Origin of the sequence: Streptomyces sp. MZ04, assembly GCF_004684775.1 — a bacterium.
Taxonomy (GTDB): Bacteria; Actinomycetota; Actinomycetes; order Streptomycetales; family Streptomycetaceae; genus Streptomyces.
Map to the genome: position 1 here is coordinate 1 of NZ_SRIC01000098.1, position 26,508 is coordinate 26,508.

Consider the following 26,508-nt stretch of genomic DNA (forward strand, 5'->3'; position numbering starts at 1 on the left):
GAAGACGGCATACGAGTTTCATGAGCGTCTCGTGGGCTCGGAGATGTGTATAAGAGCCAGACCCCCATCAGCGCACCGGTCGGCGCCGACGAACCCGTGGACGCCAGCGAGCCTCCGCTGCCACCGGTGCCCCCGCCGACCGAACCGCCGCCGCCCAGCGAAGCCGAACCCCCGCCGATGGAACCGGAGTCCGCCGAACCCCCGCCACCGGTGGAGCCACCGCTGCCGCCACTGCCGCCACTGCCGCCCGGCAGCTCCGCCCCGTCGGCGACCGAGAGCGCCACCGTCACCGGGTCGATCGCGTCGCCCTCCTTGTACATGGAGCCGGTCGTCTCGTTGGCGAACTGCTTCGCGCCCGCCGCGGTGAACGCCGCCGGCACCTTGTCGAGGACGACGACGTCGTTCTTCGCCTCGTACGACGCCTTGGAGAGGTCGAGCGTCGCGAACTTCACGTCGTCATTGGTGCCCTTGGGCGTGGTGACGTCCACGGTCAGCGTGCCCTTGGCGCCGTTCGCCGCGACCTTGATGTCGCTGAACTTCATGTCGATGCCGTGCGCCTTGTACGCGAAGCGGACGGCGCCGCCGAAGGACGCGGTCAGCTTCTTGGCGTCGGTGTCCAAGTCGGCCCTGGCGTAAGGGAAGTCGTAGCCGTTGTCGTTCTTCTCGGCGCCGCCGGACAGCGTGGCGCCGCCGCCGGACTCGATGTAGCGGCGGAAGGACTCCTTCACGCCCCAGGCGAGCGAGCCGTCGTAGACCTTGCCCGCGGGCGCCTCGGCGCCAGACGTGGTGGTCGGCTTCGGGGTCGCGGTGGGCTTCTCCGTCGGCTTCGGGGACTCCGTGGGATTCTCCGTCGGCTTGGGCGTCTCGGTCGGCTTCGGCGTCTCGGTCGGCTTCTCGGTCGGCTTCTCGGTCGGGGCGCCTGCCGCCTTCACCGTCAGCGTGGCCGGGTCGAGCCTGTCGCCTTCCTTGTACATGCCGTTGAACGCCTTGGCGCCGTCCGCCGTCAGCGTCGCCGGGATGTCCTTGAAGGTCATCGCGCCGCCCTCGCCCTGGCCGGGCTTGACCCCGGTCAGATCGAGCTTGGCGAGGTCGATGTCGTTCTGGGCGGTGCCGTTGAGGGTGACGTCGGCCTGGATGGCGCCGCCCGTGCCCTCGGTACGGACCTTCACGTCGGCGACGTTGATGTCAAAGCCGTGGACCGTGGAGGAGAAGCGGACGGCGCCCTTGAAGGCGGTGTCCGTGGCGTGCGTCCCGGTGTCGTACGTCCCCGTGCCGTCGGTGAAGGTGAACACCCCGTTGTCCGCCGCCTGCTTGGCGCCGTCGGTGGCCTCGATCTCGCCCATGGCCATGCCCGTGACGTACTTGCGGAAGGACTCCTTGAAGCCCCAGTCCAGCGTGCCGTCCTTCAGCTCGACCTGCGGCGCCGCGGCACTGCCGCCGTCGGCGGCGAGCGCGGGAAGGGTGAGGGCGGTCGCGCCGAGCGCGACGGCGGTCGCGACGGCTGCGGCGAGGGTTATGGGGCGACGAATGGCGGCCATGGTCGGTCTTCTCCTTTGAGAGACGGTGACGGTGACGGTGAGGAAGTGAGCGGGGGGGAGACAAGGAGCGGGTGACCGTGCGGGTCAGGCGTCGGAGCCCGTGGTGTCCGTGGCGTCCGTCGTCCCCCGCTTCTTGCGTACGACGCCGAACGCGACGGCCGCTGCGAGCAGCACCGCCACGCCCGCGCCCACGCCGATCGGCACGGCGGGCGATGAGGAGTCGGAGGAGTCCGCCGCGTTCTCCGTCTTCGGCCCGGTCTTCTTCTGCTGCGGCGTCGGGCTCGCGGACGAGCCGAGGTCGGGCAGCGCGGGCAGTCGCGCGTCGGCGTCGAGGGCGACGGCGAGCGAGAGCGGGTCCATGGCGGCGCCCGCCTTGTACATCCCGCCGAACGCCTTGGCCCCGTCGGCGGTGAGCTTCGACGGCACCTCGGTGAGGGCCACCAGGCCGTCCTTCGGCTTCAACTCCTTTGCGGCGAAGGTGATCAGCGGGGCCTTCCGCAGCGCGACCCCCTTGCCGCCCGAGCCCTTGCCGCCCGATCCCTTGCTGTCGACGTCCGCGAAGAGCGTTCCCTCGCCGCCCTTCACCTCGACGGCGACCTTGCTCAGTGCGAGGTCCAGGCCGTGCGCACCGGTGAAGCGCACCGCCCCCGCGAAGTCCGCGTCGAGGGTCTGCTTCTTCTTGTCGTACGTTCCCTCGCCCTCGGGGAAGCGGAAGAACGCGCCGCCGTCCTTCGCCCCGGCGGACAGTTTCCACTCGCCCTTGGCGATGGAGCCGGTGACGTACTCACGGAAGGTGCGGCGCACGCCCCAGTCGACGGCGGCGTCCTCGATCCTGCCCGCCTTCGCCCTACCACCAGACTTCGACGGCTCCTTCGACGGCTCCTTCGACTTCCCGGCGGAGCCGGACTTCGCCGCGAGGTCCGTCGACAGGCTCACCCGGTCGAGCTCGGTCCCCGCCGTGTAGTACCCGGCGAAGGCCTTCGCCCCCTGTGAAGTGAGCGTCGCGGGAAGGTTGTTGAGGGCGATCGGGCCCGAGCCGCCCTTCATGTCGATGCCGGACATGCCGAGGGTCGCGAGCGGCACCTGGGAGCTGGACGTGACCTTGCCCGTGCCCTTCTCCTTGCTGACCATGTCGGCGTGGAGCGTGCCGGAGCCGCCGGAGATCTTGACGGTGGGGTTGCTGATGGTGAGGTCCAGCTCGTACGAGCCGCCCTTCTTGTGGCCGGTGAAGCGCACCCCGCCCGAGAACCCAGCGGTGAAGGCCCCGCTGTCCGGGTCGTACGACCCCTTCGCCGAATGGAAGCGGAACTGGCTGCCGCCGACCGTGGCGGCGCCGCCCCGCAGGGTCGAACTCCCTTGGGCGATGGGCCCGGTCACGTAACTCTGGAAGGAGGATTTGATGCCCCAGTCGAGCCGTCCGCCCTGGACCGTGCGGCTCTCCGCGTGCGCGGTGGAGGCGGGCAGCAGCGCTCCGACGAGTGTGGTGAGCACCGCCACGGCTCCGGCGCGGGCGATGGCTCGCGCCTGTCTTGACGACGACATGGGACCCCTCCGAGTGTGGCTAATGAGGTAAGGCTAACCTAAACTACGATCACTCCGGCTGGAACCCCCAACCCCGGCCACCCGGATCTCGGCCAGGCCCAACAACACGACAGGACGGTGGAATTCGGTGCTTCGCATGCCGCGCTCACTCCGTATCGCCGGCGCGTGGACCGCCACCCTCGCCCTGGCCCTCACGGGCTGCGGTTCATCCTCGGACGACGGTGGCGGGACGTCCCCGAGGGCGAGGACGGCGGCGTCCGCACCCGACCGGGTCGAGCCGCTGAAGTCCCGCCCCGACCCGGTGCTCCCCGCCACCGTCACGTCGGCCGACGGCAAGAAGGTCACCGTCAAGGACACGAGCCGCATCGTGCCGCTGACCGGCGGCCTCAGCGAGATCGTGTTCACGCTCGGCCTCGGCAAGGACGTGGTGGCCCGCGACATCACGGCGACCTTCGAGCAGGCGAAGAAGCTGCCGGTGGTGACACGTGCGCACGACGTCTCGGCGGAGAGCGTGCTGTCCCTGAAGCCGACGGTCGTCCTCGCGGACACGTCCACGGGTCCCGCCGAGGCGATCGACCAGATCCGTGACGCGGGCATCCCGCTGGTCGTCCTCGACCCGGCGAAGAGCCTCGACGACGTGGGCCCGCGGATCGACGCGGTGGCGCGTGCGCTGGGGGTCGAGAAGGCGGGCGACGATCTGAAGTCCCGTACGGAGCAGCGGATTTCGGCGGTGCGGGAATCCATCCCGGCGTCCGCCCGCACCGAGCAGCCGCGCGTGGCCTTCCTCTATCTGCGCGGGTCCGCCTCGGTCTATCTGCTCGGCGGGCGCGAGTCGGGGGCGGGTTCGCTCCTGGAGGCGGCGGGCGCGGTCGACGCGGGCAAGGCGTCGGGCCTGAAGAAGGACTTCACGGCGATCACCAGCGAGGCGTTGGCCGAGGCGGCACCGGACGCGATTCTCGTGATGTCCAAGGGGCTCGAATCCGTGGACGGCGTGGACGGGCTGCTCAAGATCCCGGGTGTCGCCGAGACCCCCGCAGGGCTCGACCGCCGCATCGTCTCGATAGACGACGGAGTGCTGCTGAACTACGGGCCGCGGACGGACCAGGTCCTGAAGTCGCTGGTGGAGCAGTTGTACGGGGGCGACAAGTGACCGTCCTGACCGAGCCGGTGGACGACAGAGCCGCATCGCGGGAGCCGCGCGAGCCCGGCGTCCGCCGCCGTAGCGCGACCGCCGCCCTCACCCTCGGCCTCATCCTCGCCCTCGTCCTCCTCTGCCTCCTCTCCGCCGGAATCGGCGCGTACGACATCCCGCTCGGGGACGTACTCAGCTCGGTCCAGCATCGGATGGGGCTCGGCGGGAGCTCGCTCGACCGGGTCGGCGAGAGCGTGCTGTGGAACGTGCGGCTGCCGCGCGTGACGCTCGCCCTGCTGGTCGGGGGGTCGCTCGGGTGCGCCGGGGCGCTGATGCAGGGCGTGTTCGGGAATCCGCTCGCCGAGCCCGGCGTCATCGGGATCTCGGCGGGCGCGGCCGTCGGCGCGGTCGCGTCGATCGCGCTCGGTCTCGGCTTCTTCGGGAACTGGACGGTGACGGTGTGCGCGTTCGTCGCCGGGCTCGCGACCGTCCTTCTCGTGTACGTGCTCTCGCGCGACGGCGGGCGTACGGAAGTCGTCACGCTCATCCTCACCGGGATCGCCGTGAACGCGTTCGCGGGGGCGCTGATCGGGCTCTGCGTCTTCTTCGCTGACAACGCGCAGATCACCCAGATCACCTTCTGGCAGCTCGGCTCGCTCGCCGGTGCGACGTGGCCGAAGGTACTCGCGGTACTGCCGTGCGCGGTGGCCGGGCTGGCCGTCGCGCCGCTGTACGCACGGAAGTTGGACCTCCTGGCGCTCGGCGAGCGGCCCGCGCGGCATCTGGGGGTCGACGTCGAACGGCTGCGGCTCGTCCTCGTACTCGTGGTGGCGCTGCTGACCGCGGCCGCGGTGGCCGTCGCCGGGATCATCCCGTTCGTCGGCCTCCTGGTCCCGCACCTCCTTCGGATGGCGGCGGGCCCCGGACACCGCTTCCTGGTGCCGGGGAGTGCGCTGGGCGGGGCGGTGGTCCTTGTCGGCGCGGACCTGGCGGCGCGTACGGTCGCGGCGCCTGCCGAGCTGCCGCTGGGGGTGCTCACGGCGCTCTTCGGGAGCCCGTTCTTCTTCTGGCTGTTGCGCAGGACCCGTCGCAGGCAAGGGGGTTGGGCATGATCGGGCGGATCGCCCACCGGCTGTTCTCCTCCGGCGGCGGGCGCGTTCTGCCGGGGCCGGTCTCCCCTGGTGACGCGCTCGCGGAGGTTTCAGACCTGCGGGTGCGGCTCGGGGGGCGCGAGGTGCTCGCCGGGGTGTCCCTCACCGCGCGGGCGGGTGAGGTGCTGGCCCTGGTCGGGCCCAACGGGGCGGGGAAGTCGACCCTGTTGGCGGCCCTGGCGGCGGACATCCCGGCGGGCGAGGGGGTCGTACGCATCTGCGGGCGCCCGGTCGCGCAGTGGCCGGCCCGTGAACTGGCCCTGCGGCGGGCGGTGTTGCCTCAGGCGGCCGCGCTGTCCTTTCCGTTCGCGGTGGAGGACGTCGTCCGCATGGGGCGTGCGCCCTGGGCGGGCACGGCCCTGGAGGACGACGACGACCGTGTCGTACGCGAGGCGATGGCCGCGACGGAGGTCGGCGAGTTCGCCGCCCGTTCCTTCTCCGCGCTGAGCGGGGGCGAGCGGGCGCGGGTCGCGCTGGCCCGGGTCCTGGCCCAGCGGGCACCACTCCTTCTGCTCGACGAGCCGACGGCGGCGCTGGATCTTCGCCACCAGGAGCTGGTGCTGCGGATCTGCCGGGAGCGGGCCGCTGCGGGGGACGCGGTCGTCGTGGTCCTGCACGACCTTGGGCTTGCGGCGGCGTACGCGGATCGGGCGGCGGTGCTGCATGGCGGCGCCGTCGCCGCGGAGGGCCCTCCGGGCGGGGTCTTCACGGGCCCCCTCCTGAGCGAGGTCTACCGCCAGCGGGTGGAGGTGTTCCCGCACCCGCGTACGGGGGCTCCGCTGGTGACGCCGGTCCGCAGACCTTCCAGCCCGTCCGGCGTTTGAGGACGAACTCGGCGGAGCCGGTGATCTACCGAGCCACGGCCGGCGCAGCCGGAAAGATTCGGGAAGGGGCGGGGTCGGGGAAAATCACCCCCGCGTCAGCTCCAGCTCCAGGAGCCACTCCACGACCTCCGTGCGATGCCGCGCCTCGCGAGGTTCCGCGCCCCAGACGTAGATCCCGTGACCGGCCACCACCACCGCCGGCATCCCCGGCGAAAGCGCCGCCTCCAGCCGATCGCCCAGCACTGCCATGTCCTGACTGTTGGCGATCACCGGCAGCGTCACCTCGACCTCGTGCGTCCCGTGCCCGAGCCCCTTCAGCATCTCCAGGTCACGGAACACCACACCCTCCGGCTTCCGGTGCCCCATGGCCACCGAAGCCACCGTGTGGACATGGACGACCGCCCCCGCCCCGGTGAGCCGCGCGACCCGCGCATGCAGCGCGGCCTCCGCCGACGGCCGCCCCGGCCCCAGCGCGGCGCCCGACGCGTCCGTCAACACCACGTCCGCGGACGTGAGTTCACCCTTGTCCCGCCCACTCGCCGTGACGGCAAGCTGCAGCGGCGTACGCGAGAGCACCACGGACAGGTTCCCGGACGTACCCCGCATCCATCCGAACGAGGCGAACCGGGCCGCCTCGGCGGCCAGGACGGCGCCCGCCTCCTCCAGGTCCAGCGCAGTGGTCTCGCTCATGCCGTGCTCCTCGAAGCCGAAACAGTGATCTCGTCGAAGGCGAAGGCCTCCGGATGCCCGCTGGCCCCGGCGGCGAAATAGGGCTCCCCGGCCCGCCGGACGCCCACCGTCAGCCACCCGGCCGCCCGCGCCGCGTCCAGCTCACCGGGCCGGTCGGACAGGAAGAGCGTGCGATCAAAAGGCACGCCCACGGCCGCCGAAATGGCCCGGTAGGAGTCCGCCTCCTGCTTGGGCCCCGCGTTCTCGGTGTCGTAGAAGCCGCTGACGAGGTCCATCAGGGACCCCTCGGGCGAGTACGTGAACCACGCGCGCTGCGCGGAGACCGACCCGGACGAGTACACGTAAAGACGCACCCCGTCCGCCGCCCAGCCCCGCAGCACCCCGATCACCTCGGGGTAGAAGTGCGAGACCAGCTCGCCGCGCGCGAAGCCCTCCGCCCAGAGGATCCCCTGAAGGGTCTTCAGGGGCGTCGCCTTGCGGTCCTCGTCCACCCAGCCGTGCAGGATCTTCTCGATCCGCCCCGCATCGGCGTCCGGCTCACCGGCCAGCTCCCGCACCTGCGTGACCGCCCGTGCGACCTCCGGCTCGTCGCCGCGCGAGCCGAGCAGCGTCCCGAACCGCTCGCGCGCGTACGGGTAAAGGACGTCCACCACGAACCCCGTGGCGCTCGTCGTGCCCTCGATGTCGAGCACCACGGCGTCCACGGAGCCCGCGTCGAAACAGACACTCACGCGGCGTACCCCGCGTGGATCGTGTCGAAGTCCGGGAAGCGGTCGGCGATCGGGCTGCCGGTGAACGTGCCGATCCAGCCGTCCTCCTCGTGGAAGAAGCGGATCGCCGTGAACGCGGGGGACGTGCCCATGTCGAACCAGTGCGTCGTGCCGCGCGGCACCCCGAGCAGGTCGCCCTTCTCGCAGTAGACCGCGTGCACTTCGCCGCCGACGTGGAGGTAGAAGATCCCGGCGCCCGCGACGAAGAAACGCACCTCGTCATCGTCGTCGTGCGTGTGCTCGGCGAGGAACTTCTGCCGGGCCGCCTTCGCCTTCTCGGGCCACTCGGGGTCGTCGCTGGGGTGCAGCGCCACCACGTCGACCGTCTGGAAGCCCTCTTCGGCGTTGAGCTTGTCGATCTCCGTGCGGTACGCCGCGAAGACCGTGTCGCTGTCCGCGTCCGCGGGCACGTCCTCGCGCACCGGCCACTGCTCGTAGCGCACGCCGACGGGGGCGAGCGCGGCGGCGATCTCGGCCGGGTCCGATGTGCGGCGTATGACGGTCTCGGGGCCGGACTCGGCCCAGGTCGTCAGGAGAGTCATTGATCACTCCAGGGCAGGTCAGGTCAGGTCAGTGATGTCTTCGGATCGTAGCCCCAGGCGCCGACACGTCACACGGCGTCCCACAGCGTGGACGGCGCCGCCCGGCGCACCACCGGTGCTATCTCCTCCGCGAACCGCTGCAGTGTCTCGATCTGCTCGCCGCGCTCCAGGCCGAACCCGTCCACGGTGATGGACTGCAGATCGTGGCCGTACACCTCGTGGTAGCCGAGGATCTTGTCGATGATCTGCTGCGGGGAGCCGATCAGCTGGGGCCCGTCGGCGATCGCGTCCTCGATGGTGCGGAAGGGGGTGTTGTAGCCCGCCTTGCCCTCCAGGTGCGGCTTGAAGGACTGGCGCACCTTCGCCTCGTACAGCTCGCGGTAGCGCGAGACCGCCTGCTCCGCCGAGTCCGCGATCAGGAGACCGCCCGAGCCCGCCGCCACATGGGCGCGCGCCGGATCATGCCCGTACGCCTCGAACCGCTCGCGGTAGTGCGCGATCAGCTTCGCGTACGCCGCGCGCGGCTGGACGGCGTTGGCGGTGAAGAGCGGATCTCCGTGCTTGGCCGCCAGATCGGGGGAGTTGAGGGAGGTCGCCGAGCCGTGCCAGACCCGCGGCACTCCCGCGTACGGGCGCGGCACCGTCGTCACGTTCTTCAGGGCGGGCCTGAACTCGCCCTCCCAGTCGACGTTCTCCTCGCTCCACAGGCGGCGAAGGAGCTCGTACTTCTCCTTCTGCAGATCCCACTGCCGCTCCTCGTCGAGCCCGAACAGATCGAAGTGCCCCGCCTCCGCGCCCTTGCCGATGACCAACTCGACGCGCCCGCGCGAGATCTGATCGAGCGTCGCGTAATCCTCGGCGACCCGCACGGGGTCGAGGATCGCGACGACGGTGACTCCGGTGAGCAGCTTGATCCGCGCGGTCCGCGCCGCGAGCGCACCGAGCACGACCGTCGGGCTCGACGACAGGAAGGCTCCCGCGTGCCGCTCGCCCACCGCGTACGCGTCGTAGCCGAGCTCCTCCGCGGCCACGCCGACCTCGATCACATCGGCCAACCGGTCGGCTGATGGCGGCAGTTGGCCGGTCAGCGGGTGCGGGGCATGGCCGATGATCGACAGCACCTGGAACTTCATGACGTCCATACCTTTCTTCGTGGGTTGGCTCGGGTCCTGGTCTCAGGCCTGCTTGGTCTCAGGCCTGCTTGAACCAGGCCTGGGCGAGCAGCTCGTACGAGCGCAGCCGGTCCGCGTGGTCGTGCGTGATGGTGGTGATCAGGAGCTCGTCGGCGCCGGTGGCCTGCTGGAGCACAGTGAGCCGCTCGGTCACCGTCTCGGGCGCGCCCACGAACTGTGTGTCCACGCGGTCCGCCACCAACTCCCGGTCCTCGTCCGTCCATTCATGGCGGTCGGCTTCCTCGGGAGTGGGGAACTCGATCGCTCCCTCGGCGCTGCGGATGGACCGCACCCACGGCGCGTATCCGGCCGCGAGCCGCCGCGCCGTCTCGTCGTCCGGCGCGACCACGACATCGGCGGAGACCGACACATACGGCTCCGACAGCACGGCGGAGGGGCGGAAGGCCGCGCGGTACGCCTCCACCGCCTCCACCACCGTGCCCGGACTGACGTGGTAGTTCGCCCCGAAGGGCAGGCCGCGCGCGCCCGCGACCTCGGCGCTCTCGCCGGCGCTGCTGCCCAGGATCCACACGTCGACGTCGGCGCCGTCACCGGGTGTCGCCCGCGCCTCGGCACCGTCCTCGTCACGGTACGTACCGGCGAAGAGGGCCAGGATGTCGTCGATCTGCTCGTCGTACGCCGGAGTCTGCGCGCCCGGCTGCTGGAGCAGGCTCAACTGCAGGCGGAAGCGCGGCGATTGAAGCAGCCGCGCGAAGCCGGTGAACTGGGGCGGCAGATAGAGGCCCTCGTCCGTGAAGGTGCCGGCTCGCCCGGAGCCGTCCTGCTCGGCGTCGCCCCGCTCGGGAGCCGGTGCCGTCGGGGGAGTGCCGCGCGGCCGCCCCGAACGCCCGATGCCGAGGTCGATCCGCCCCGGATACAGCGCGTCCAGGATCCCGAACTGCTCCACGACCGACAGCGGCGTCTGATGCCCGAGCAGCACCGCGCCCGACCCCACCCGGATCTCCCGCGTCGCCTGCGCGACGGCCTGGATCACCAGGGCGGGCGCGGAACCCGCGACACCCGGATGGAGATGGTGCTCCGCCAGCCAGTAGCGGCGGTAGCCGAACTCCTCGGCGGCGCGGGCCAGTTCGACGGTGTTGCGCAACGCCGTCGAAGCGTCGGAACCGGAGCTGATGGGGACCAGATCAAGTACTGAGAGAGGAACCGGAGGCATCCTCCAACTCTCCCCGCGGCGTATTGCACGCGTATGTACGCGGTATGGCAGCCCGGCCGGGTACGCCGAAGGGGCGGCCCCCCCAAGAGGGAGCCGCCCCTTCGACGACCAGTGCCTACTTGTTTTTCGACGACCAGTGCCTACTTGTTGTCGAGCACGTCCTGCACCTTGGCGCGGACGTCGTCCGAGGCGAGACCGCGGATCGTCAGCGTCGTACGGCGGCGAAGGACGTCGTCCGCCGTCTCGGCCCACTCGTGGTCGCGGGCGTAGACGACCTGCGCCCAGATCTCCGGCGCGTCCGGCGAGATCCGCTCGGCGAGCGCCGGGTTCTCGTTCGCCAGGCGTGCGATGTCGAAGGAGAGCGAGCCGTAGTGCGTCGCCAGGTGCTTGGCGGTGTCGGCGGCCATCCGCGGGCCGGGCGCCGGGCCGTCGACCAGCAGGCGGTGTGCGACCGCGCGCGGGTTGGCGATGCCGGGCAGCGGAAGCCGCTTCTGCAGCTGCGAGATCGGCTCGTAGCCGTCGCCGAGCGGGTGGCCCGGAAGCGCCTCCAGCTTCTTCATGACCGTACGGCCGATGTGGCGGAAGGTCGTCCACTTGCCGCCCGCGACGGAGAGCATGCCGCCCGCGCCCTCGGTGACGACCGTCTCGCGCTTGGCCTTCGAGGTGTCGCCGGGGCCGCCGGGCAGCACCCGCAGACCCGCGAAGGAGTACGTGATCAGGTCACGGGACAGCTGCTGGTCGCGGATGGAGAACGCGGCCTCGTCCAGGATCTGCGCGGTGTCGGACTCGGTGACGCGCACGTCCGCCGGGTCGCCCTCGAACTCCTCGTCGGTGGTGCCGAGCAGGAGCATGTCCTCCCAGGGGAGGGCGAAGGTGATGCGGTACTTGTCGATCGGGGTCGCGAGCGCGGCCTTCCAGGGGGCGGTGCGCTTGAGGACCAGGTGCGCGCCCTTGGAGAGGCGGATGGAGGGGGCCGCGTCGGGGTTCTCCATCTTGCGCAGGTGGTCGACCCACGGTCCCGTCGCGTTCAGGACAAGGCGTGCGTTGACGCCGAACTCGTCGCCGCTCATGCGGTCCTTGAGCTCCGCGCCCGTGACCCGGCCCTTGGTGAAGCGCAGTCCGGTGACCTCGGCGTGGTTGAGGACGGATGCACCGGCCTCGACAGCCGCGCGGACCGTCATCAGGGCCATGCGGGAGTCGTTCATCTGGTCGTCGCCGTACACGGCGACGGCCTTCAGGTTGTCCGTGCGCAGCTCCGGCACGTCCTGCGCGGCCTTGGAGGGGCTGAGCAGGTGGCCGACGCCGTCACCGAACGCGGACAGCGCGCTGTACGCGAAGACGCCCGCGCCCAGCTTGGCCGCGCCGTGCGGGCCGCCCTTGTAGACGGGCAGGTAGAAGGTGAGCGGGTTCGCCAGGTGGGGGGCCACCTGGCGGGACACCGCGCGACGCTCGAAGTGGTTCTCCGCGACCAGCTTCACCGCGCCGGTCTGCAGGTAGCGCAGACCGCCGTGGAGGAGCTTGGAGGAGGCGGAGGAGGTGGCGCCGGCGAAGTCGCCGGCGTCCACCAGAGCCACCCGCAGTCCGGACTGCGCGGCATGCCAGGCGGTGGAGATGCCCAGGATCCCGCCGCCGATCACCAGGAGGTCGTACGTCGCCTTGGAAAGCTGCTCCCGGGTCTCGGCGCGGCTCTGGTGCGAACCGGCGGCCGAATGCGTCCCGAGGGCGGGGACGCTCTGCAGGGTGGTCATGACTTACTCCTCGTCAGCTTTCGTCCTCGAGCCAGCCCATGGTCCGCTCGACGGCCTTGAGCCAGCTCTTGTACTCACGGTCGCGGGTGTCCGCGTCCATGCGGGGGGTCCACTCCGCCGCCCGGCGCCAGTTGGCGCGCAGTTCGTCGGTCGAGGACCAGAAGCCGACGGCGAGACCGGCGGCATAGGCGGCACCGAGGCAGGTGGTCTCGGCGACCATCGGGCGCACCACGGGGGCGTCCAGGAAGTCCGAGAGCGTCTGCATCAGCAGGTTGTTGGAGGTCATGCCGCCGTCGACCTTGAGGGCCGTGAGCTCGACGCCGGAGTCCTTCGTCATGGCGTCGGTGATCTCACGGGTCTGCCAGGCCGTGGCCTCCAGGACGGCGCGCGCGATGTGCGCCTTGGTCACGTACCGGGTCAGACCGGCGATCACACCGCGGGCGTCGGAGCGCCAGTACGGGGCGAACAGGCCGGAGAAGGCCGGTACGAAGTAGGCGCCGCCGTTGTCCTCGACCGACGACGCGAGCGTCTCGATCTCGGCGGCGGAGTTGATCAGGCCCATCTGGTCGCGCATCCACTGCACCAGCGAACCGGTGACGGCGATGGAACCCTCGAGCGCGTAGACCGGCTTCTGCTCGCCGATCTGGTAGCCGACCGTGGTCAGCAGGCCCGAGTAGGAGTTGATGGCCGTCTCACCGGTGTTCATCAGCATGAAGGTGCCGGTGCCGTACGTGGACTTGGCCTCGCCCTCGGCGAAACAGGTCTGGCCGAAGAGGGCCGCCTGCTGGTCGCCGAGCGCGGAGGCGACGGGGATGCCGCCGAGGACGTCGCCGAGGCTGCCGCCGGTGACCTCGCCGTAGACCTCGGCGGAGGAGCGGATCTCGGGGAGCATCGCGAGCGGCACGCCGATGGACTCGGCGATCTTCTCGTCCCACTGCATGGTGTGCAGGTTCATCAGCATGGTGCGCGAGGCGTTGGTGACGTCGGTGACGTGCCGGCCGCCGTTGACACCACCCGTCAGGTTCCAGATGACCCAGGTGTCCATGGTGCCGAAGAGGATGTCGCCCGCCTCGGCGCGCTCGCGCAGGCCCTCGACGTTGTCGAGCAGCCAGCGGGCCTTGGGGCCCGCGAAGTACGACGCGAGCGGAAGGCCGGTCTCGCGGCGGAAGCGGTCCTGGCCGACGTTGCGGCCGAGCTCCTTGCAGAGGGCGTCGGTGCGGGTGTCCTGCCAGACGATGGCGTTGTGCACCGGCTCGCCGGTGTTCTTGTCCCAGAGCAGCGTGGTCTCACGCTGGTTGGTGATGCCGATCGCCTTGATGTCTTCGTGGGTGATCTCGGCCTTGGCGATGGCGCTCGCGACGACCTCCTGGACGTTGGTCCAGATCTCGGCGGCGTCGTGCTCGACCCAGCCCGGCTTCGGGAAGATCTGCTCGTGCTCCTTCTGGTCGACCGAGACGATCCGGCCGTCCTTGTCGAAGACGATGCAGCGGCTGGACGTGGTGCCCTGGTCGATGGCCGCGATGAAGGGGCCTGCGGTGTGTGCGTCGGTGGTCACGGTGTGCTCCATGTTCTTGCTCGGCGGTCTGTCTCCGGCGGTCATCGGTCGCTGTCTCGGTCCTACTTGAGCGCGAGGTTGTAGAGACCGCCTGCGAGGGCGCCGCCGATCAGCGGGCCGACGATCGGCACCCAGGCGTACGTCCAGTCCGACTTGCCCTTGTTGGGCAGCGGGAGCAGGGCGTGCACGATGCGCGGACCGAGGTCGCGGGCCGGGTTGATCGCGTAGCCCGTGGGGCCACCGAGCGAGAGGCCGATGCCGACCACGAGGAGGGCGGTGATCAGGGCGCCGAGGACGCCGAGGCCGTTGCCGTTGTCGTTCAGACCCTGCGTGAGGATGGCGATGACCAGGACGAACGTGCCGATGATCTCGGTGAGCACGTTCTGCGCGTAGTTCCGGATCTCGGGGCCGGTCGAGAAGATGCCGAGCACCGGGCCGGCCTTGGGCGCGGCCTTCTGATCGACCATGCCTTCCTCCATCGGCTGTGCCGCGAGGATCTCGGGGTCGGTCAGGTGGGCCTGGAATTGACCCATGTAGGCGACCCACACCAGGAAGGCGCCGATCATCGCGCCGAGCAGTTCGGAGACCAGGTAGAGCGGTACATCGCTCCACTTGGTGCCGCCCTCGATCGCGAGGCCGATGGTGACGGCCGGGTTGAGGTGGGCGCCGGAGACGCCCCCCGCCATGTAGGCGCCGGTCAGGACGGCGAAGCCCCAACCGAAGGTGATGGCGAGCCACCCGGCGTCCTTGGCCTTCGAACGCTTGAGTACGACTCCGGCGACGACGCCGCCGCCGAGCAGGATGAGTAGGGCGGTACCGATGGTCTCGCCGATGAAGATGTCGGAGCTGGACACCCGCGACTCCTTTGTCCTTCGTCCAGGGGAAGGCGAACCCCGGGTCCCTCCGGTGGTCCGCGACCTCAAGTGAGGTCCTTGCCGGCCCTTGGCCTTGCGACACTCTAGCGCGTAATGCCGGTAGGTGTTCGACAATGCCGACCGATGGACGCGAGTCTCACCCCGGGGTTACTTGCTCGTCAAGAGTTCCGTTATTGAAAACACGATCGTTATTGATCGTTCAGGGTTATCGGTCACCACGGGGCGAAACGCGGTCCAACGATGGTCGCGCAGAAGGGTGCCCCTTGCATGTTGAGCAGGGGGGTGTGGAGGGCCCCGTAAGGGGCGCGGGGAACTGCGTGACCAGCCACGACGGACCCGCAGGTGACCGGCCTGCCGGCGGAGCTAAAAGCGCCCGGCGCCCAGGTCGCGCGATACGGCGCGGGCGCAATCCCGTACGGCGGCGATCAGGTCAGGCCGGAGTTCGCCGTCCTTCTGGACGCGCTCAACCGCGCCCGTGATGGCGACCGCGCCGACCGGCATGCGGCGCCGGTCGTGAATGGGGGCCGCCACCGAGGCGATGCCCTCCCAGGTCTCCTCGACGTCGGCCGCGTACCCGCGCGCGCGGGTCAGATCGAGTACGCCCTCGAAGTCGTCGGGGTCGACGACGGTGCGCGAGGTGAAGGTCTGCCAGTCGGCCTCGGCGGCCTCGCTGTGCGCCACCGGGTCGTACGCGGCGAGCACCTTGCCCAGCGCCGTGGAGTGCAGCGGCTGCATGGCGCCCACCTCCAGGACCTGGCGGCTGTCGTCGGGCCGGAAGACGTGGTGCACGATCAGGACGCCCTGCTGGTGCAGCACGCCGAGGTAGACGCTCTCCCCGCTCGAGCGGGCCAGGTCGTCGGTCCACACCAGGGCGCGGGCCCGCAGCTCGTGCACGTCCAGATAGCTGTTGCCCAGGCGCAGCAGTTCGGCGCCGAGCTGATAGCGGCCCGACGCGGAGTCCTGCTCGACGAAGCCCTCCGCCTGCAGGGTGCGCAGAATGCCGTGGGCCGTGCCCTTGGCCAGGCCAAGGGCGGAAGCGATTTCCGAGAGGCCGAGCCGTCGCTCTCCGCCCGCGAGCAGCCGCAGCATCGCGGCGGCCCGCTCGAGCGACTGGATGTTGCGTGCCATCGCAGCCCCTTCCTCCGTCCCCTTCAGATACCAACGTTCGACAATGCTGAACACTATCGGTCGTTGTCGACCTCCCGCTAATGAGCGGCAGCGGTGTTTCTCGCCGTTTCCCCCCTCGTTCTACGCGATCGCCCCCTGAGCTCCGACGGGGGGTGGTCGAGGCCCGGCGTCCGGCACGTGAACACCTGAGCGCTTTGGACCTTCGTCCGGCTACCCTGACCGAGTGCGCCTCCAACCGAAGCGCAAAGCCGACAGCCGTCGCACCTCAGGGAGCTCTTTCATGGCCTCGTTGCCGACCCCCTCGTCCGGTCTCCACGACGGGACCCGAGTCGAATCCCTCCGCGAAGCCCTCGCCACCCGTGTGGTGGTGGCCGACGGCGCGATGGGCACGATGCTCCAGGCACAGGACCCCACGCTCGACGACTTCCAGCAGCTCGAGGGCTGTAACGAGATCCTCAACGTGACCCGCCCGGACATCGTCCGCTCGGTCCACGAGGAGTACTTCGCCGTCGGTGTCGACTGTGTCGAGACGAACACGTTCGGTGCGAACTACGCCGCCCTGAACGAGTACGAGATCCCCGAGCGGAACTTCGAGCTCTCCGAGGCCGGCGCCCGCATCGCCCGCGAGGTCGCCGACGAGTTCACCGAGAAGACCGGGCAGCAGCGCTGGGTCCTCGGCTCGATGGGCCCAGGCACCAAGCTCCCGACGCTCGGCCACGCCCCGTACACGGTGCTGCGCGACGCCTACCAGATCAACGCCGAGGGCATGATCGCGGGCGGCGCCGACGCGCTCCTGGTGGAGACCACCCAGGACCTCCTCCAGACGAAGTCCGCGATCCTCGGCGCCCGCCGCGCCCTGGAAGCCACGGGCACGAACCTCCCGCTGATCTGCTCGGTCACCGTCGAGACCACCGGCACGATGCTCCTCGGCTCCGAGATCGGCGCCGCCCTGACGGCCCTGGAGCCGCTCGGCATCGACATGATCGGCCTGAACTGCGCCACAGGCCCGGCCGAGATGAGCGAGCACCTGCGCTATCTGGCCCGCCACTCGCGCGTCCCGATCTCCTGCATGCCCAACGCGGGCCTGCCGGTCCTGGGCAAGGACGGCGCCCACTACCCCCTGACCGAGGCCGAGCTGGCCGACGCCCAGGAGACCTTCGTACGCGAATACGGCCTCTCCCTGGTCGGCGGCTGCTGCGGCACCACCCCCGAGCACCTGCGCCAGGTCGTCGAGCGCGTACGCGGCGTGCAGACGGCCACCCGCGAGCCGCATCCCGAGCCGGGCGCCGCGTCGCTCTACCAGACGGTGCCGTTCCGCCAGGACACGGCGTACATGGCGATCGGTGAGCGTACGAACGCCAACGGGTCGAAGAAGTTCCGTGAGGCGATGCTCGAGGGCCGCTGGGACGACTGTGTGGAGATGGCGCGCGACCAGATCCGCGAGGGCGCGCACATGCTCGACCTGTGCGTGGACTACGTGGGCCGCGACGGCGTCGCCGACATGGCGGAGCTCGCGGGCCGTTTCGCGACTGCCTCCACCCTGCCGATCGTTCTGGACTCCACCGAACTCCCGGTGATCCAGGCCGGGTTGGAGAAGCTGGGTGGCCGTGCGGTCATCAACTCGGTCAACTACGAGGACGGGGACGGCCCGGAGTCGCGGTTCACGAAGGTCACCGCCCTGGCCAAGGAGCATGGCGCCGCGCTGATCGCGCTGACCATCGACGAGGAGGGCCAGGCCCGCAGCGTCGAGCACAAGGTCGCCATCGCCGAGCGGCTGATCGCCGACCTGACCGGCAACTGGGGCATCCACGAGTCGGACATCCTCATCGACACCCTGACCTTCACCATCTGCACCGGTCAGGAAGAGTCCCGCAAGGACGGTATCCACACGATCGAGGCGATCCGGGAGCTGAAGCGCCGCCGCCCGGACGTGCAGACCACCCTTGGCCTGTCCAACATCTCCTTCGGCCTCAATCCGGCCGCCCGCGTGCTGCTGAACTCGGTGTTCCTGGACGAGTGCGTCAAGGCGGGCCTGGACTCGGCGATCGTGCACGCGTCCAAGATCCTGCCGATCGCGCGCTTCGACGACGAGCAGGTGAAGGTCGCGCATGACCTGATCTACGACCGGCGCGCCGAGGGCTACGACCCGCTGCAAAAGCTCATGGAGCTGTTCGAGGGCGTCTCCACCAAGTCGATGAAGGCGGGCAAGGCCGAGGAACTCCTCGCTCTGCCGCTGGACGAGCGCCTGCAGCGGCGCATCATCGACGGTGAGAAGAACGGCCTGGAGGCCGACCTCGACGAGGCCCTGCAGGACACCCCCGCTCTCGACATCGTCAACAACATCCTCCTTGAGGGCATGAAGGTCGTCGGTGAGCTCTTCGGCTCCGGGCAGATGCAGCTGCCGTTCGTGCTGCAGTCGGCCGAGGTCATGAAGACCGCGGTGGCTCATCTCGAGCCGCACATGGAGAAGTCGGACGCGGAGGGCAAGGGCACGATCGTGCTGGCCACGGTCCGTGGCGACGTCCATGACATCGGCAAGAACCTGGTCGACATCATCTTGTCCAACAACGGCTACAACGTGGTCAACCTGGGCATCAAGCAGCCCGTCGCCGCGATCCTGGACGCCGCCGAGGAGCACCGCGCCGACGTCATCGGCATGTCCGGTCTCCTGGTGAAGTCGACGGTGATCATGAAGGAGAACCTGGAGGAGCTCAACCAGCGCAAGATGGCGGCCGACTTCCCGGTGATCCTCGGCGGCGCCGCGCTCACCCGTGCGTACGTCGAGCAGGATCTGCACGAGATCTACGAGGGCGAAGTGCGCTACGCCCGCGACGCGTTCGAGGGCCTGCGCCTGATGGACGCCCTCATCGCGGTCAAGCGCGGAGTCCCCGGAGCGACCCTCCCCGAACTCAAACAGCGCCGTGTCCAGAGCAAGGCATCCGCCGCCGTCCTGGAGGTCAACGAGGACGAGGGCCCCGCCCGCTCGGACGTCGCCGTCGACAACCCCATTCCCGAGCCGCCGTTCTGGGGCACCCGCGTCGTCAAGGGCATCCAGCTCAAGGAGTACGCGAGCTGGCTCGACGAAGGTGCCCTCTTCAAGGGCCAGTGGGGCCTGAAGCAGGCACGCACCGGCGACGGACCCACGTACGAAGAGCTCGTCGAGACCGAGGGGCGCCCGCGCCTGCGCGGCTGGCTGGACGAGCTGCACACCAAGAACATGCTGGAAGCGGCCGTCGTGCACGGCTACTTCCCGTGCGTCTCCAAGGGCGACGACCTGATCCTCCTGAACGACGACGGCTCGGAGCGCACCCGCTTCTCCTTCCCGCGTCAGCGCCGCGGCCGCCGCCTGTGCCTGGCGGACTTCTTCCGACCGGAGGAGTCCGGCGAGGTCGACGTCGTCGGCCTGCAGGTCGTCACCGTCGGCTCGAAGATCGGTGAGGCCACGGCCAAGCTGTTCGCGGCCGACTCGTACCGCGACTACCTCGAACTGCACGGCCTGTCCGTCCAGTTGGCCGAGGCGCTCGCCGAGTACTGGCACGCACGCGTACGCGCCGAACTCGGCTTCGGAGGCGAGGACCCCGCGAACGTCGAGGACATGTTCGACCTGAAGTACCGCGGCGCGCGCTTCTCGCTCGGCTACGGCGCCTGCCCCGACCTGGAGGACCGCGCGAAGATCGCCGAGCTCCTGGAGCCGGAGCGGATCGGGGTCCAGCTCTCCGAGGAGTTCCAGCTGCACCCCGAACAGTCCACCGACGCCATCGTCATCCACCACCCCGAGGCCAAATACTTCAACGCGCGCTGATCCGCCACAGTCGTACACTGGTCGGTCCAGTGCAGGCCGGTTGCCTTTCTGTCAGAAGAGGGCAACCGGCCTTCTCGTCCCTTATGGAAGGTGTGGTCGCATGACCAGTACGGTTCCCGCGCTCGGCACCCGAACGGCCGAAGGCTCCGCGCTGCAGGGCGTTCTTCTCGACATGGACGGAACCCTCGTCGACACCGAGGGCTTCTGGTGGGACGCCGAGGTCGAGGTCTTCGCCGCACTCGGACACACACTCGACGAGGCCTGGCGCGATGTGGTCGTCGGCGGCCCCATGACGCGCAGTGCGGGCTTCCTCATCGAGTCCACCGGCGCGGACATCACCCTCGCCGAGCTCACCGTGCTGCTCAACGACGGCTTCGAGGGCCGCATCAGCCGCGCCCTGCCGCTGATGCCGGGCGCCGCCAGGCTGCTCGCCGAACTCGCCGCGCACGAGGTGCCGATGGCGCTGGTGTCCGCGTCCCACCGGCGCATCATCGACCGCGTACTCGACTCGATCGGATCCCACCACTTCGTGCTGACCATCGCGGGCGACGAGGTGACGCGGACCAAGCCGCACCCGGACCCCTATCTCCTCGCGGCGGCCGGTATCGGTGCGGAACCGGCCAGATGCGCCGTCATCGAGGACACCGCGACGGGTGTCGCCGCAGCCGAGGCGGCGGGCTGCCGGGTGGTCGCCGTACCGTCCGTCGCGCCGATCGTCCCGGCGTCCGGCAGGACCGTCGTCCCCTCGCTCGAACACGTCAACCTGCCTTTCCTGCAAGGCCTGATGGCTGAAAATCGCTGAAGCGCCGCAGATGTGACCTTTCCCACTCGATGGGGGGTCGACAGTCGGCCGGGGCTGTGCGGGGGCGCCGAAATGCACCGGTTGTGGCGTGTCGTTGTGTCCTGATTCAGGGGAACCTGCACGAATCCTTCCGGTGTTGGGTTATCGGTGTGTCCGCGCCCGGTTTCGCTGCGTGATTGAGGGTCAACTCCGGCCCCTTCCGGTGCTTGTGGTGGTGCGGACTAGTGTCGTCGCGAGAACATCGCCCCACCCCCCAAGAACCGGCTGACCCCACCCCTAGTTGCCGGTTCGTGCGGGATTCAACAGCTCTGGAGAACGTCGAGCATGAACCGTAAGACTTTGGTGCTGCCGGCCGTCATAGGTCTGCTCGCCCCCGCGCTCGCCGCGTGCGGCGGAGCGGGCGGTGGAGGGGGAGACGGCGACGCGATCGCCGTCGGCACCACGGACCGGTTCGCCACCTCAGCCGAGGTTCCGGCGCCCTTCGACCCGGCGTACGCGTATGACGCGGGCTCCTGGAGCGTCCTGCGCCAGACCCTCCAGACGCTGATGATCATGCCGCGCGGCGACGGCGAGCCGGAGCCGGAGGCCGCCGAGAGGTGCGGCTTCACCGACACCGGCAACGAGCGCTACGAGTGCACGCTGCGCAAGGGCCTGAAGTTCGCCGACGGCTCGCCGCTGACGTCCGCCGATGTGAAGTTCTCCATCGAGCGCGTGCGCGACATCAAGATCAAGAGCCCCAGCGGATCCGACGGTCTGGTCGCCAACGTCGACGCGATCGAGACGCAGGGCGACCGCGGCGTCGTCTTCCACCTCAAGAGCCCCGACGCGACGTTCCCGTACAAGCTGGCCACGCCCACGGCGGGCATCATCAGCTCGGACCACTACAGCAAGAACAAGCTGCGCGACGGCTTCGACGTCGACGGTTCGGGCCCCTACACCGCCAAGCAAGAGGTGAAGGACGACCAGCTCGTCAAGACGGTGTTCTCCAAGAACCCCAACTACAAGGGCGCGTTGACGACCAAGAGCGACACGATCGAGCTGCGCAGCTACGCCTCCACCGAGGCCATGGGCAAGGCGCTCGAGAGCGGCGACATCCACATGATGACCCGCACCATGTCGCCCGAGCAGATCAAGAAGCTCGACGAGGCCCCGTCGAAGAACATCGAGCTGGTCGAGATGCCCGGCCTCGAGATCCGCTACCTCGGCTTCAACACGGACGCGAGCACCGTCAAGTCCAAGGCCGTCCGTCAGGCCATGGCGCAGGTCGTCGACCGCGGCGCCCTCGCGTCCGGCGTGTACGGAACCGCCGCCGAGCCGCTCTTCTCGCTGGTGCCGACCACCGTCACGGGGCACACCAACTCGTTCTTCAACAAGTACGGCAACCCCAACCCGGCCAAGGCCCGCGCCCTGCTGCAGCGGGCCGACATCACCACCCCGGTGAAGCTCACCCTGCACTACACGACCGACCACTACGGCCCGGCCACCAAGAAGGAGTTCGAGCTGCTGCAAAAGCAGCTGAACGACAGCGGCCTGTTCGACGTGTCGATCAAGGGCGCGCCGTGGAGCACCTTCCGCCCGGCCGAGCAGAAGGGCGCGTACGACGTCTACGGGATGGGCTGGTTCCCCGACTTCCCCGACGCCGACAACTTCCTCGCGCCGTTCCTCGACAAGAACAACTTCCTCGGCTCGCCGTACGTCAACAGCACCATCAACGAAGAGCTGATCCCGCACTCCCGCCGCGAGGCGGACCGGCTCACCGCCTCCAAGAGCATCAAGAAGATCCAGGACATCGTCGCCGAGGACGTGCCGGTGCTTCCCCTGTGGCAGGGCAAGCAGTACATCGCCGCCCGCGACGACATCACCGGTGTCGAGTGGGCCCTCAACTCCTCGTCGAACCTGCAGCTGTGGGAGCTCGGCCGCGGTGTGAGGGGCTGACCTCCGCCCGCACCGGCAGCGCACAGCGAACGCCGGGCTCCGCTCCACCGATGGACATCAACGACAAGGCACGTACGTGAAATTGCGTAACCAGTGGCTGACCCTTCCTCTTACGGGAGGGCTGGCCGCCGCCCTGCTGACCGGCTGCGGTTCGGAGACGGGCGATGCGGGGGAATCCGGTGACGGGGTCGTGGTGGGGATGTCGGACGACATCCTGGCCACCGACCCGGCCTCCGGCTACGACCCGGGGTCGTGGCTGCTCTTCAACAACGTCTTCCAGTCCCTGATGAGCTTCCCGAACGGGGCCACGGAGCCGGAGCCGGAGGCCGCCAAGGAGTGCGGCTTCACCGACACGGAGGCCAAGGTCTTCAAGTGCACGCTCCGTGACGACCTCAAGTTCAGCAACGGCAAGTCGCTGACCTCGAAGGACGTCAAATACTCCTTCGACCGCATGAGCACGATCGACGACGAAGCCGGTCCCGCGATCATGTTCCCGATGCTCGACCGCGTCGAGACGCCGGACACCAAGACCGTCGTCTTCAAGCTCAAGTACCCCGACGCGACCTTCCCCAGCAAGATCGCGTCCGGCGCCGGGTCCATCGTCGACCACCGCTCGTACGACATGAACGCGCTGCGCGGAGACGCCCAGGCCACCGGCTCGGGGCCGTACAAGCTCGACTCCTTCACCAAGGAGAAGGCGGTGTTCTCGGTCAACCCCGAGTACAAGGGCACCGCCAAGGTGAAGAACCAGGGCGTCACCATCAAGTTCTTCCACAACGACCGGAAGAGCCTGAAGCAGGCGATCCTGGACAACAAGGTCGACATCGCCTACCGAGGCCTCGCCGCCTCCGACGTCGCGGACATCGAGCAGGACACCTCCAGCGAGAGCCAGAGCATCGACGTCGTCGAGGGCACGAGCGCCGAGGTGCAGCACCTGGTCTTCAACATGAAGGACCCGGTCGCCGGCCGGCTCGGCGTCCGCAAGGCCATGGCCTATCTCCTGGACCGGGACGCCCTGGTCAAGGAGGTCTACCAGGACACGGCCACGCCGCTGTACTCGATCGTCCCGGCCGGCATCGGCGGTCACAACACCGCCTTCTTCGACACGTACGGCGCCCGCCCGCAGCGCGCCAAGGCCGAGGCCGCGCTGCGCGCCGAGGGTCTGAGCGGCAAGGTCAAGCTCACGCTCTGGTCCACGCCCTCGCGCTACGGCCCCTCGACGGACCAGGAGCTGAAGGCGATCGCCAAGCAGCTCAACAAGAGCGGCCTGTTCGACGCCGACGTGAAGTCCATCGAGTTCAAGCAGTACGAGAAGGACATCAAGGCCGGCAAGTACGGCGTGTACGTCAAGGGCTGGGTGCCGGACTACCCGGACCCGGACAACTTCACGCAGCCGTTCTTCGGCAAGGGCAACGTCCTCGACAACGGCTACACGAACAGCGACATCACCGGGAAGATCATCCCCGGCACCGCGGCCCAGAGCGACCGCACCAAGACCGACAAGGACTACGCGAGGCTCCAGGACACGGTCGCGAACGAGCTGCCGATCCTGCCGGTCTGGCAGGCCAAGCAGTACGCCGTGATCCGTGACGACGTGTACGGCGTGGAGTCCTGCCTCGACGCGTCCACGGTGTTCCGCTTCTGGGAGATCAGCAAGGGCTGATCCCTTCGGTGCAGAGACGAAGGTGGCCGCCCCCTGCCGGGGACGGCCACCTTCGTCGTTCGCTTCCGGCCGCCGCTACTGTGCGCCGGGACGCACCAGACCGCTCTCGTACGCGTACACCGCCGCCTGCACCCGGTCGCGCAGGCCCAGCTTGGTGAGTACATGGCCCACATGCGTCTTGACCGTCGTCTCGCTGACGAACAGGTCCGCCGCGATCTCCGCGTTCGACAGGCCGCGGGCCACCAGCTTCAGGACCTCGACCTCGCGCTCCGTGAGCGTGTGCAGGGTGTCCGGAACGGGCTCGTCGCCCGACGGGAGATGCCCCGCGTACTTGTCGAGGAGCCTGCGGGTGATGCTCGGCGCGAGCATCGCCTCGCCGGACGCGACCACCCGGATCGCCTGCACCAGCTCGTTCGCCGGGGCGTCCTTGAGCAGGAAGCCGCTGGCGCCCGCGCGCAGCGCCTCCACCACGTACTCGTCGAGGTCGAAGGTGGTCAGGACCAGGACCTTCGCCGGGCCGTCCCGGCCGGGCCCGGTGATCTGCCGGGTCGCCTCGACACCGTCCATCCGCGGCATGCGGATGTCCATCAGGACCACGTCGGGCTGCAGCGCCCGCACCTGGTCGAGAGCCTGCAGGCCGTCTCCGGCCTCGCCGACGACCGCGACGTCCTGCTCGGCCTCCAGAATCATCCGGAAGCCGGTGCGCAGCAGTGGCTGGTCGTCGACCAGTAGGACACGGATCGCCACGTAACTCTCCTTCGCTAGCCCGGCCCCATTCTGCCCTGCGCGCCCTCGCCGGACTCGGGCACCCTCACCGCAAGCGGGTACGGCGGGGGAGTCCCGCCGAATTCCGGACATACGGCCTGGTGGTCGCACCAGCCGCAGAGCTTGGTCGGCCGCGGCCGCCAGTCGCCCGTCTCGGTGGCGAGCGTGATCGCCTCCCACAGCGCGTGCAGCTTCCGCTCGACCTGCTCGAGGTCTTCGGTCCTCGGGTCGTACGTGATGACGTCGCCGCTGCCCAGATAGACGAGCTGGAGGCGGCGCGGGACCACGCCCTTCAGGCGCCACACCACCAGGGCGTAGAACTTCATCTGGAAGAGCGCGCCCTCCGAATACTCGGGGCGGGGTGCCTTGCCCGTCTTGTAATCGACGATCCGCACCTCACCCGTGGGCGCCACGTCGACCCGGTCGATGATGCCGCGCAGCTTCAGCCCCGACTCCAGCTCGGCCTGCACGAACAGCTCGCGCTCCGCGGGCTCGAGGCGCGTGGGGTCCTCCAGGGTGAACCACCGCTCGACGAGCTTCTCCGCGTCCGCGAGCCAGCGCGCGAGCCGCCGGCCTTCCTCGTCGTCCGCGAACAGCTCCGTCAGCTCAGGTCTCGACTCCCGCAGCTTGTCCCACTGCCCCGGGATCAGCGCCTTGGCGCGCGGCGCGGTCCGCTCACCGGCCGGGGCGTCGAAAAGCCGCTCCAGTACGGCGTGCACCAGCGTGCCGCGTGTCGCCGCCTCGCTGGGCTTCTCCGGCAGCTTGTCGATCACCCGGAACCGGTAGAGCAGCGGGCACTGCATGAAGTCGCTGGCGCGCGAGGGCGACAGCGACGCCGGGCGCACGGCCGCCACGGCACCGTCGGTGCTGGTTTCCATGAGGACAGACCCTACGACCCGCCACTGACAACGGCCGCATACCATCGACGACAGACCCTCTCGCCCTGCATGATCGTGCGTGTACCGCGCCGGACAGGGGCGAGGGACGCTTCGAACGAGGGGACATCGTGGACGAAAGCGGCGGGAGCGGCAGGCCGCGGTCCGACGGCACGGACGGCCGACGGCCGGACGCCGACCACGCGAAGCCGCCGCGTCCGGCGGACGCGGCGGGGCCCCGGAGCGAACCGGACACCACGGCCGGCACCGCACGGCCGGGGCCCGAAACCACGCCGGCCGCCGCGAAGCCGGAGCTGCAGTCCGCCGACGACACCGCACGCCCCGAGGCACGTGAGGAGTCCCCGCGGCGGAACCCCGCCGAGGAGACACCGCGGCCGACGTCTGGGGACGCACCCCGGCCTGCCGCGCCCACCGAGCCGGGGTCCGTCGAACCTGGCCCCGTCGAGTCCGAGCCCGTCCCGCCTGGGCCCGCCGCGCCCGGCTCCGGCGCTTCGCGCCCCGCCGCGCGGCCCGGCGACCACCCGATCGCGGCCGGGCCCGCCGAGCCCGGCCACACCGAGCCCAGCTCCGCCACGCCTGGCTCCGGCGCGACGCGCCCCGCCGAGCAGCCCGGCGACCACCCGATCGCGGCCGGGCCCGCCGAGCCCGGCCACACCGAGCCCAGCTCCGCCACGCCTGGCTCCGGCGCTACGCGCCCCGCCGCGCGGCCCGGCGACCACCCGATCGCGGCCGGGCCCGCCGAGCCCGGCCTGGCTCTTATACACATCTCCGAGCCCACGAGACGCTCATGAATCTCGTATGCCG

The 26,508-nt window shown here is 69.8% G+C and carries 21 protein-coding genes; 8 read left to right on the forward strand and 13 right to left on the reverse strand.

What is annotated here, in order from left to right; genetic code table 11:
• Window positions 1–1,538 (reverse strand): HtaA domain-containing protein (locus E2651_RS20985; RefSeq protein WP_135332724.1); only part of this gene is annotated, 1,538 nt, incomplete at its 3' end.
• A gap of 84 nt (window positions 1,539–1,622) precedes the next feature.
• A complete protein-coding gene (locus E2651_RS20990; RefSeq protein WP_135332725.1) occupies window positions 1,623–3,080 on the reverse strand; it encodes an HtaA domain-containing protein in 1,458 nt (485 codons plus the stop codon).
• Between the two features lie 136 nt (window positions 3,081–3,216).
• Here E2651_RS20990 and E2651_RS20995 point away from each other — a divergent pair, with 136 nt between their 5' ends.
• From E2651_RS20995 to E2651_RS21005, 3 genes are read left to right on the forward strand one after another with little or no spacing between them, the layout of a single operon-like run.
• A complete protein-coding gene (locus E2651_RS20995) occupies window positions 3,217–4,230 on the forward strand; it encodes an ABC transporter substrate-binding protein (protein ID WP_135332726.1) in 1,014 nt (337 codons plus the stop codon).
• 17 nt (window positions 4,231–4,247) lie between these two features.
• Window positions 4,248–5,324 carry an iron ABC transporter permease gene (locus tag E2651_RS21000; RefSeq protein WP_135332741.1) on the forward strand — a complete coding sequence of 359 codons (1,077 nt, stop codon included), beginning with the start codon at window positions 4,248–4,250 and terminating at the stop codon, window positions 5,322–5,324.
• Window positions 5,321–6,187, forward strand: coding sequence for a heme ABC transporter ATP-binding protein (locus tag E2651_RS21005; protein WP_135332727.1), 867 nt, complete (start codon window positions 5,321–5,323; stop codon window positions 6,185–6,187). Before E2651_RS21000 ends, E2651_RS21005 begins: the two co-directional genes overlap by 4 nt.
• A gap of 84 nt (window positions 6,188–6,271) precedes the next feature.
• On the opposite strand, the gene mtnB is transcribed toward E2651_RS21005, so the two are convergent.
• The 9 genes from mtnB to E2651_RS21050 form a co-directional block, all read right to left on the reverse strand.
• The gene (gene mtnB / locus E2651_RS21010; RefSeq protein WP_135332728.1) at window positions 6,272–6,877 is read right to left on the reverse strand and encodes a methylthioribulose 1-phosphate dehydratase; all 606 of its coding nucleotides are present in this window, start codon (window positions 6,875–6,877) and stop codon (window positions 6,272–6,274) included.
• Entirely contained in the window at window positions 6,874–7,608 is a 735-nt protein-coding gene (gene mtnC, locus E2651_RS21015; RefSeq protein WP_135332729.1) for an acireductone synthase, read from the reverse strand. Before mtnC ends, mtnB begins: the two co-directional genes overlap by 4 nt.
• Window positions 7,605–8,189, reverse strand: coding sequence for a cupin (locus E2651_RS21020; protein WP_135332730.1), 585 nt, complete (start codon window positions 8,187–8,189; stop codon window positions 7,605–7,607). The genes mtnC and E2651_RS21020 overlap by 4 nt, the downstream gene beginning before the upstream one ends.
• A 68-nt stretch (window positions 8,190–8,257) precedes the next feature.
• On the reverse strand, window positions 8,258–9,322 hold the full coding sequence (locus tag E2651_RS21025) for an LLM class flavin-dependent oxidoreductase (protein ID WP_135332742.1): 1,065 nt from the start codon (window positions 9,320–9,322) through the stop codon (window positions 8,258–8,260).
• Window positions 9,323–9,380: 58 nt separating this feature from the next.
• A complete protein-coding gene (locus tag E2651_RS21030; RefSeq protein ID WP_135332731.1) occupies window positions 9,381–10,535 on the reverse strand; it encodes an MsnO8 family LLM class oxidoreductase in 1,155 nt (384 codons plus the stop codon).
• A 140-nt stretch (window positions 10,536–10,675) separates the two neighbouring features.
• A complete protein-coding gene (locus E2651_RS21035; protein ID WP_135332732.1) occupies window positions 10,676–12,283 on the reverse strand; it encodes a glycerol-3-phosphate dehydrogenase/oxidase in 1,608 nt (535 codons plus the stop codon).
• Window positions 12,284–12,296: 13 nt separating this feature from the next.
• Window positions 12,297–13,850: a glycerol kinase GlpK gene (gene glpK / locus E2651_RS21040; protein WP_135332743.1), complete on the reverse strand. Its 1,554-nt coding sequence runs from the start codon at window positions 13,848–13,850 to the stop codon at window positions 12,297–12,299.
• 50 nt (window positions 13,851–13,900) lie between these two features.
• Entirely contained in the window at window positions 13,901–14,692 is a 792-nt protein-coding gene (locus tag E2651_RS21045; RefSeq protein WP_135332733.1) for an MIP/aquaporin family protein, read from the reverse strand.
• A gap of 384 nt (window positions 14,693–15,076) precedes the next feature.
• Window positions 15,077–15,841 carry an IclR family transcriptional regulator gene (locus E2651_RS21050; RefSeq protein WP_135332734.1) on the reverse strand — a complete coding sequence of 255 codons (765 nt, stop codon included), beginning with the start codon at window positions 15,839–15,841 and terminating at the stop codon, window positions 15,077–15,079.
• A gap of 280 nt (window positions 15,842–16,121) precedes the next feature.
• Here E2651_RS21050 and metH point away from each other — a divergent pair, with 280 nt between their 5' ends.
• The 4 genes from metH to E2651_RS21070 all read left to right on the forward strand — a co-directional run bounded on the left by metH (window position 16,122) and on the right by E2651_RS21070 (window position 24,043).
• Window positions 16,122–19,643 (forward strand): methionine synthase, encoded by a 3,522-nt coding sequence (metH, locus tag E2651_RS21055; RefSeq protein ID WP_135332735.1) that lies wholly within the window; start codon window positions 16,122–16,124, stop codon window positions 19,641–19,643.
• Window positions 19,644–19,743: 100 nt separating this feature from the next.
• Window positions 19,744–20,445 carry an HAD family phosphatase gene (locus E2651_RS21060; RefSeq protein ID WP_135332736.1) on the forward strand — a complete coding sequence of 234 codons (702 nt, stop codon included), beginning with the start codon at window positions 19,744–19,746 and terminating at the stop codon, window positions 20,443–20,445.
• A 324-nt stretch (window positions 20,446–20,769) separates the two neighbouring features.
• On the forward strand, window positions 20,770–22,380 hold the full coding sequence (locus E2651_RS21065) for an ABC transporter substrate-binding protein (RefSeq protein WP_135332737.1): 1,611 nt from the start codon (window positions 20,770–20,772) through the stop codon (window positions 22,378–22,380).
• Window positions 22,381–22,456: 76 nt separating this feature from the next.
• Window positions 22,457–24,043: an ABC transporter substrate-binding protein gene (locus E2651_RS21070; RefSeq protein ID WP_209446204.1), complete on the forward strand. Its 1,587-nt coding sequence runs from the start codon at window positions 22,457–22,459 to the stop codon at window positions 24,041–24,043.
• A 75-nt stretch (window positions 24,044–24,118) separates the two neighbouring features.
• Here E2651_RS21070 and E2651_RS21075 read toward each other — a convergent pair whose 3' ends face one another.
• The gene (locus E2651_RS21075; protein ID WP_135332738.1) at window positions 24,119–24,790 is read right to left on the reverse strand and encodes a response regulator transcription factor; all 672 of its coding nucleotides are present in this window, start codon (window positions 24,788–24,790) and stop codon (window positions 24,119–24,121) included.
• A gap of 14 nt (window positions 24,791–24,804) precedes the next feature.
• Entirely contained in the window at window positions 24,805–25,686 is an 882-nt protein-coding gene (locus tag E2651_RS21080) for a RecB family exonuclease (RefSeq protein ID WP_135332739.1), read from the reverse strand.
• A gap of 128 nt (window positions 25,687–25,814) precedes the next feature.
• Between E2651_RS21080 and E2651_RS21085 the strand changes: the two genes are divergently transcribed.
• Window positions 25,815–26,495 (forward strand): hypothetical protein, encoded by a 681-nt coding sequence (locus E2651_RS21085; protein ID WP_135332740.1) that lies wholly within the window; start codon window positions 25,815–25,817, stop codon window positions 26,493–26,495.
• Window positions 26,496–26,508 lie beyond the last annotated feature (13 nt).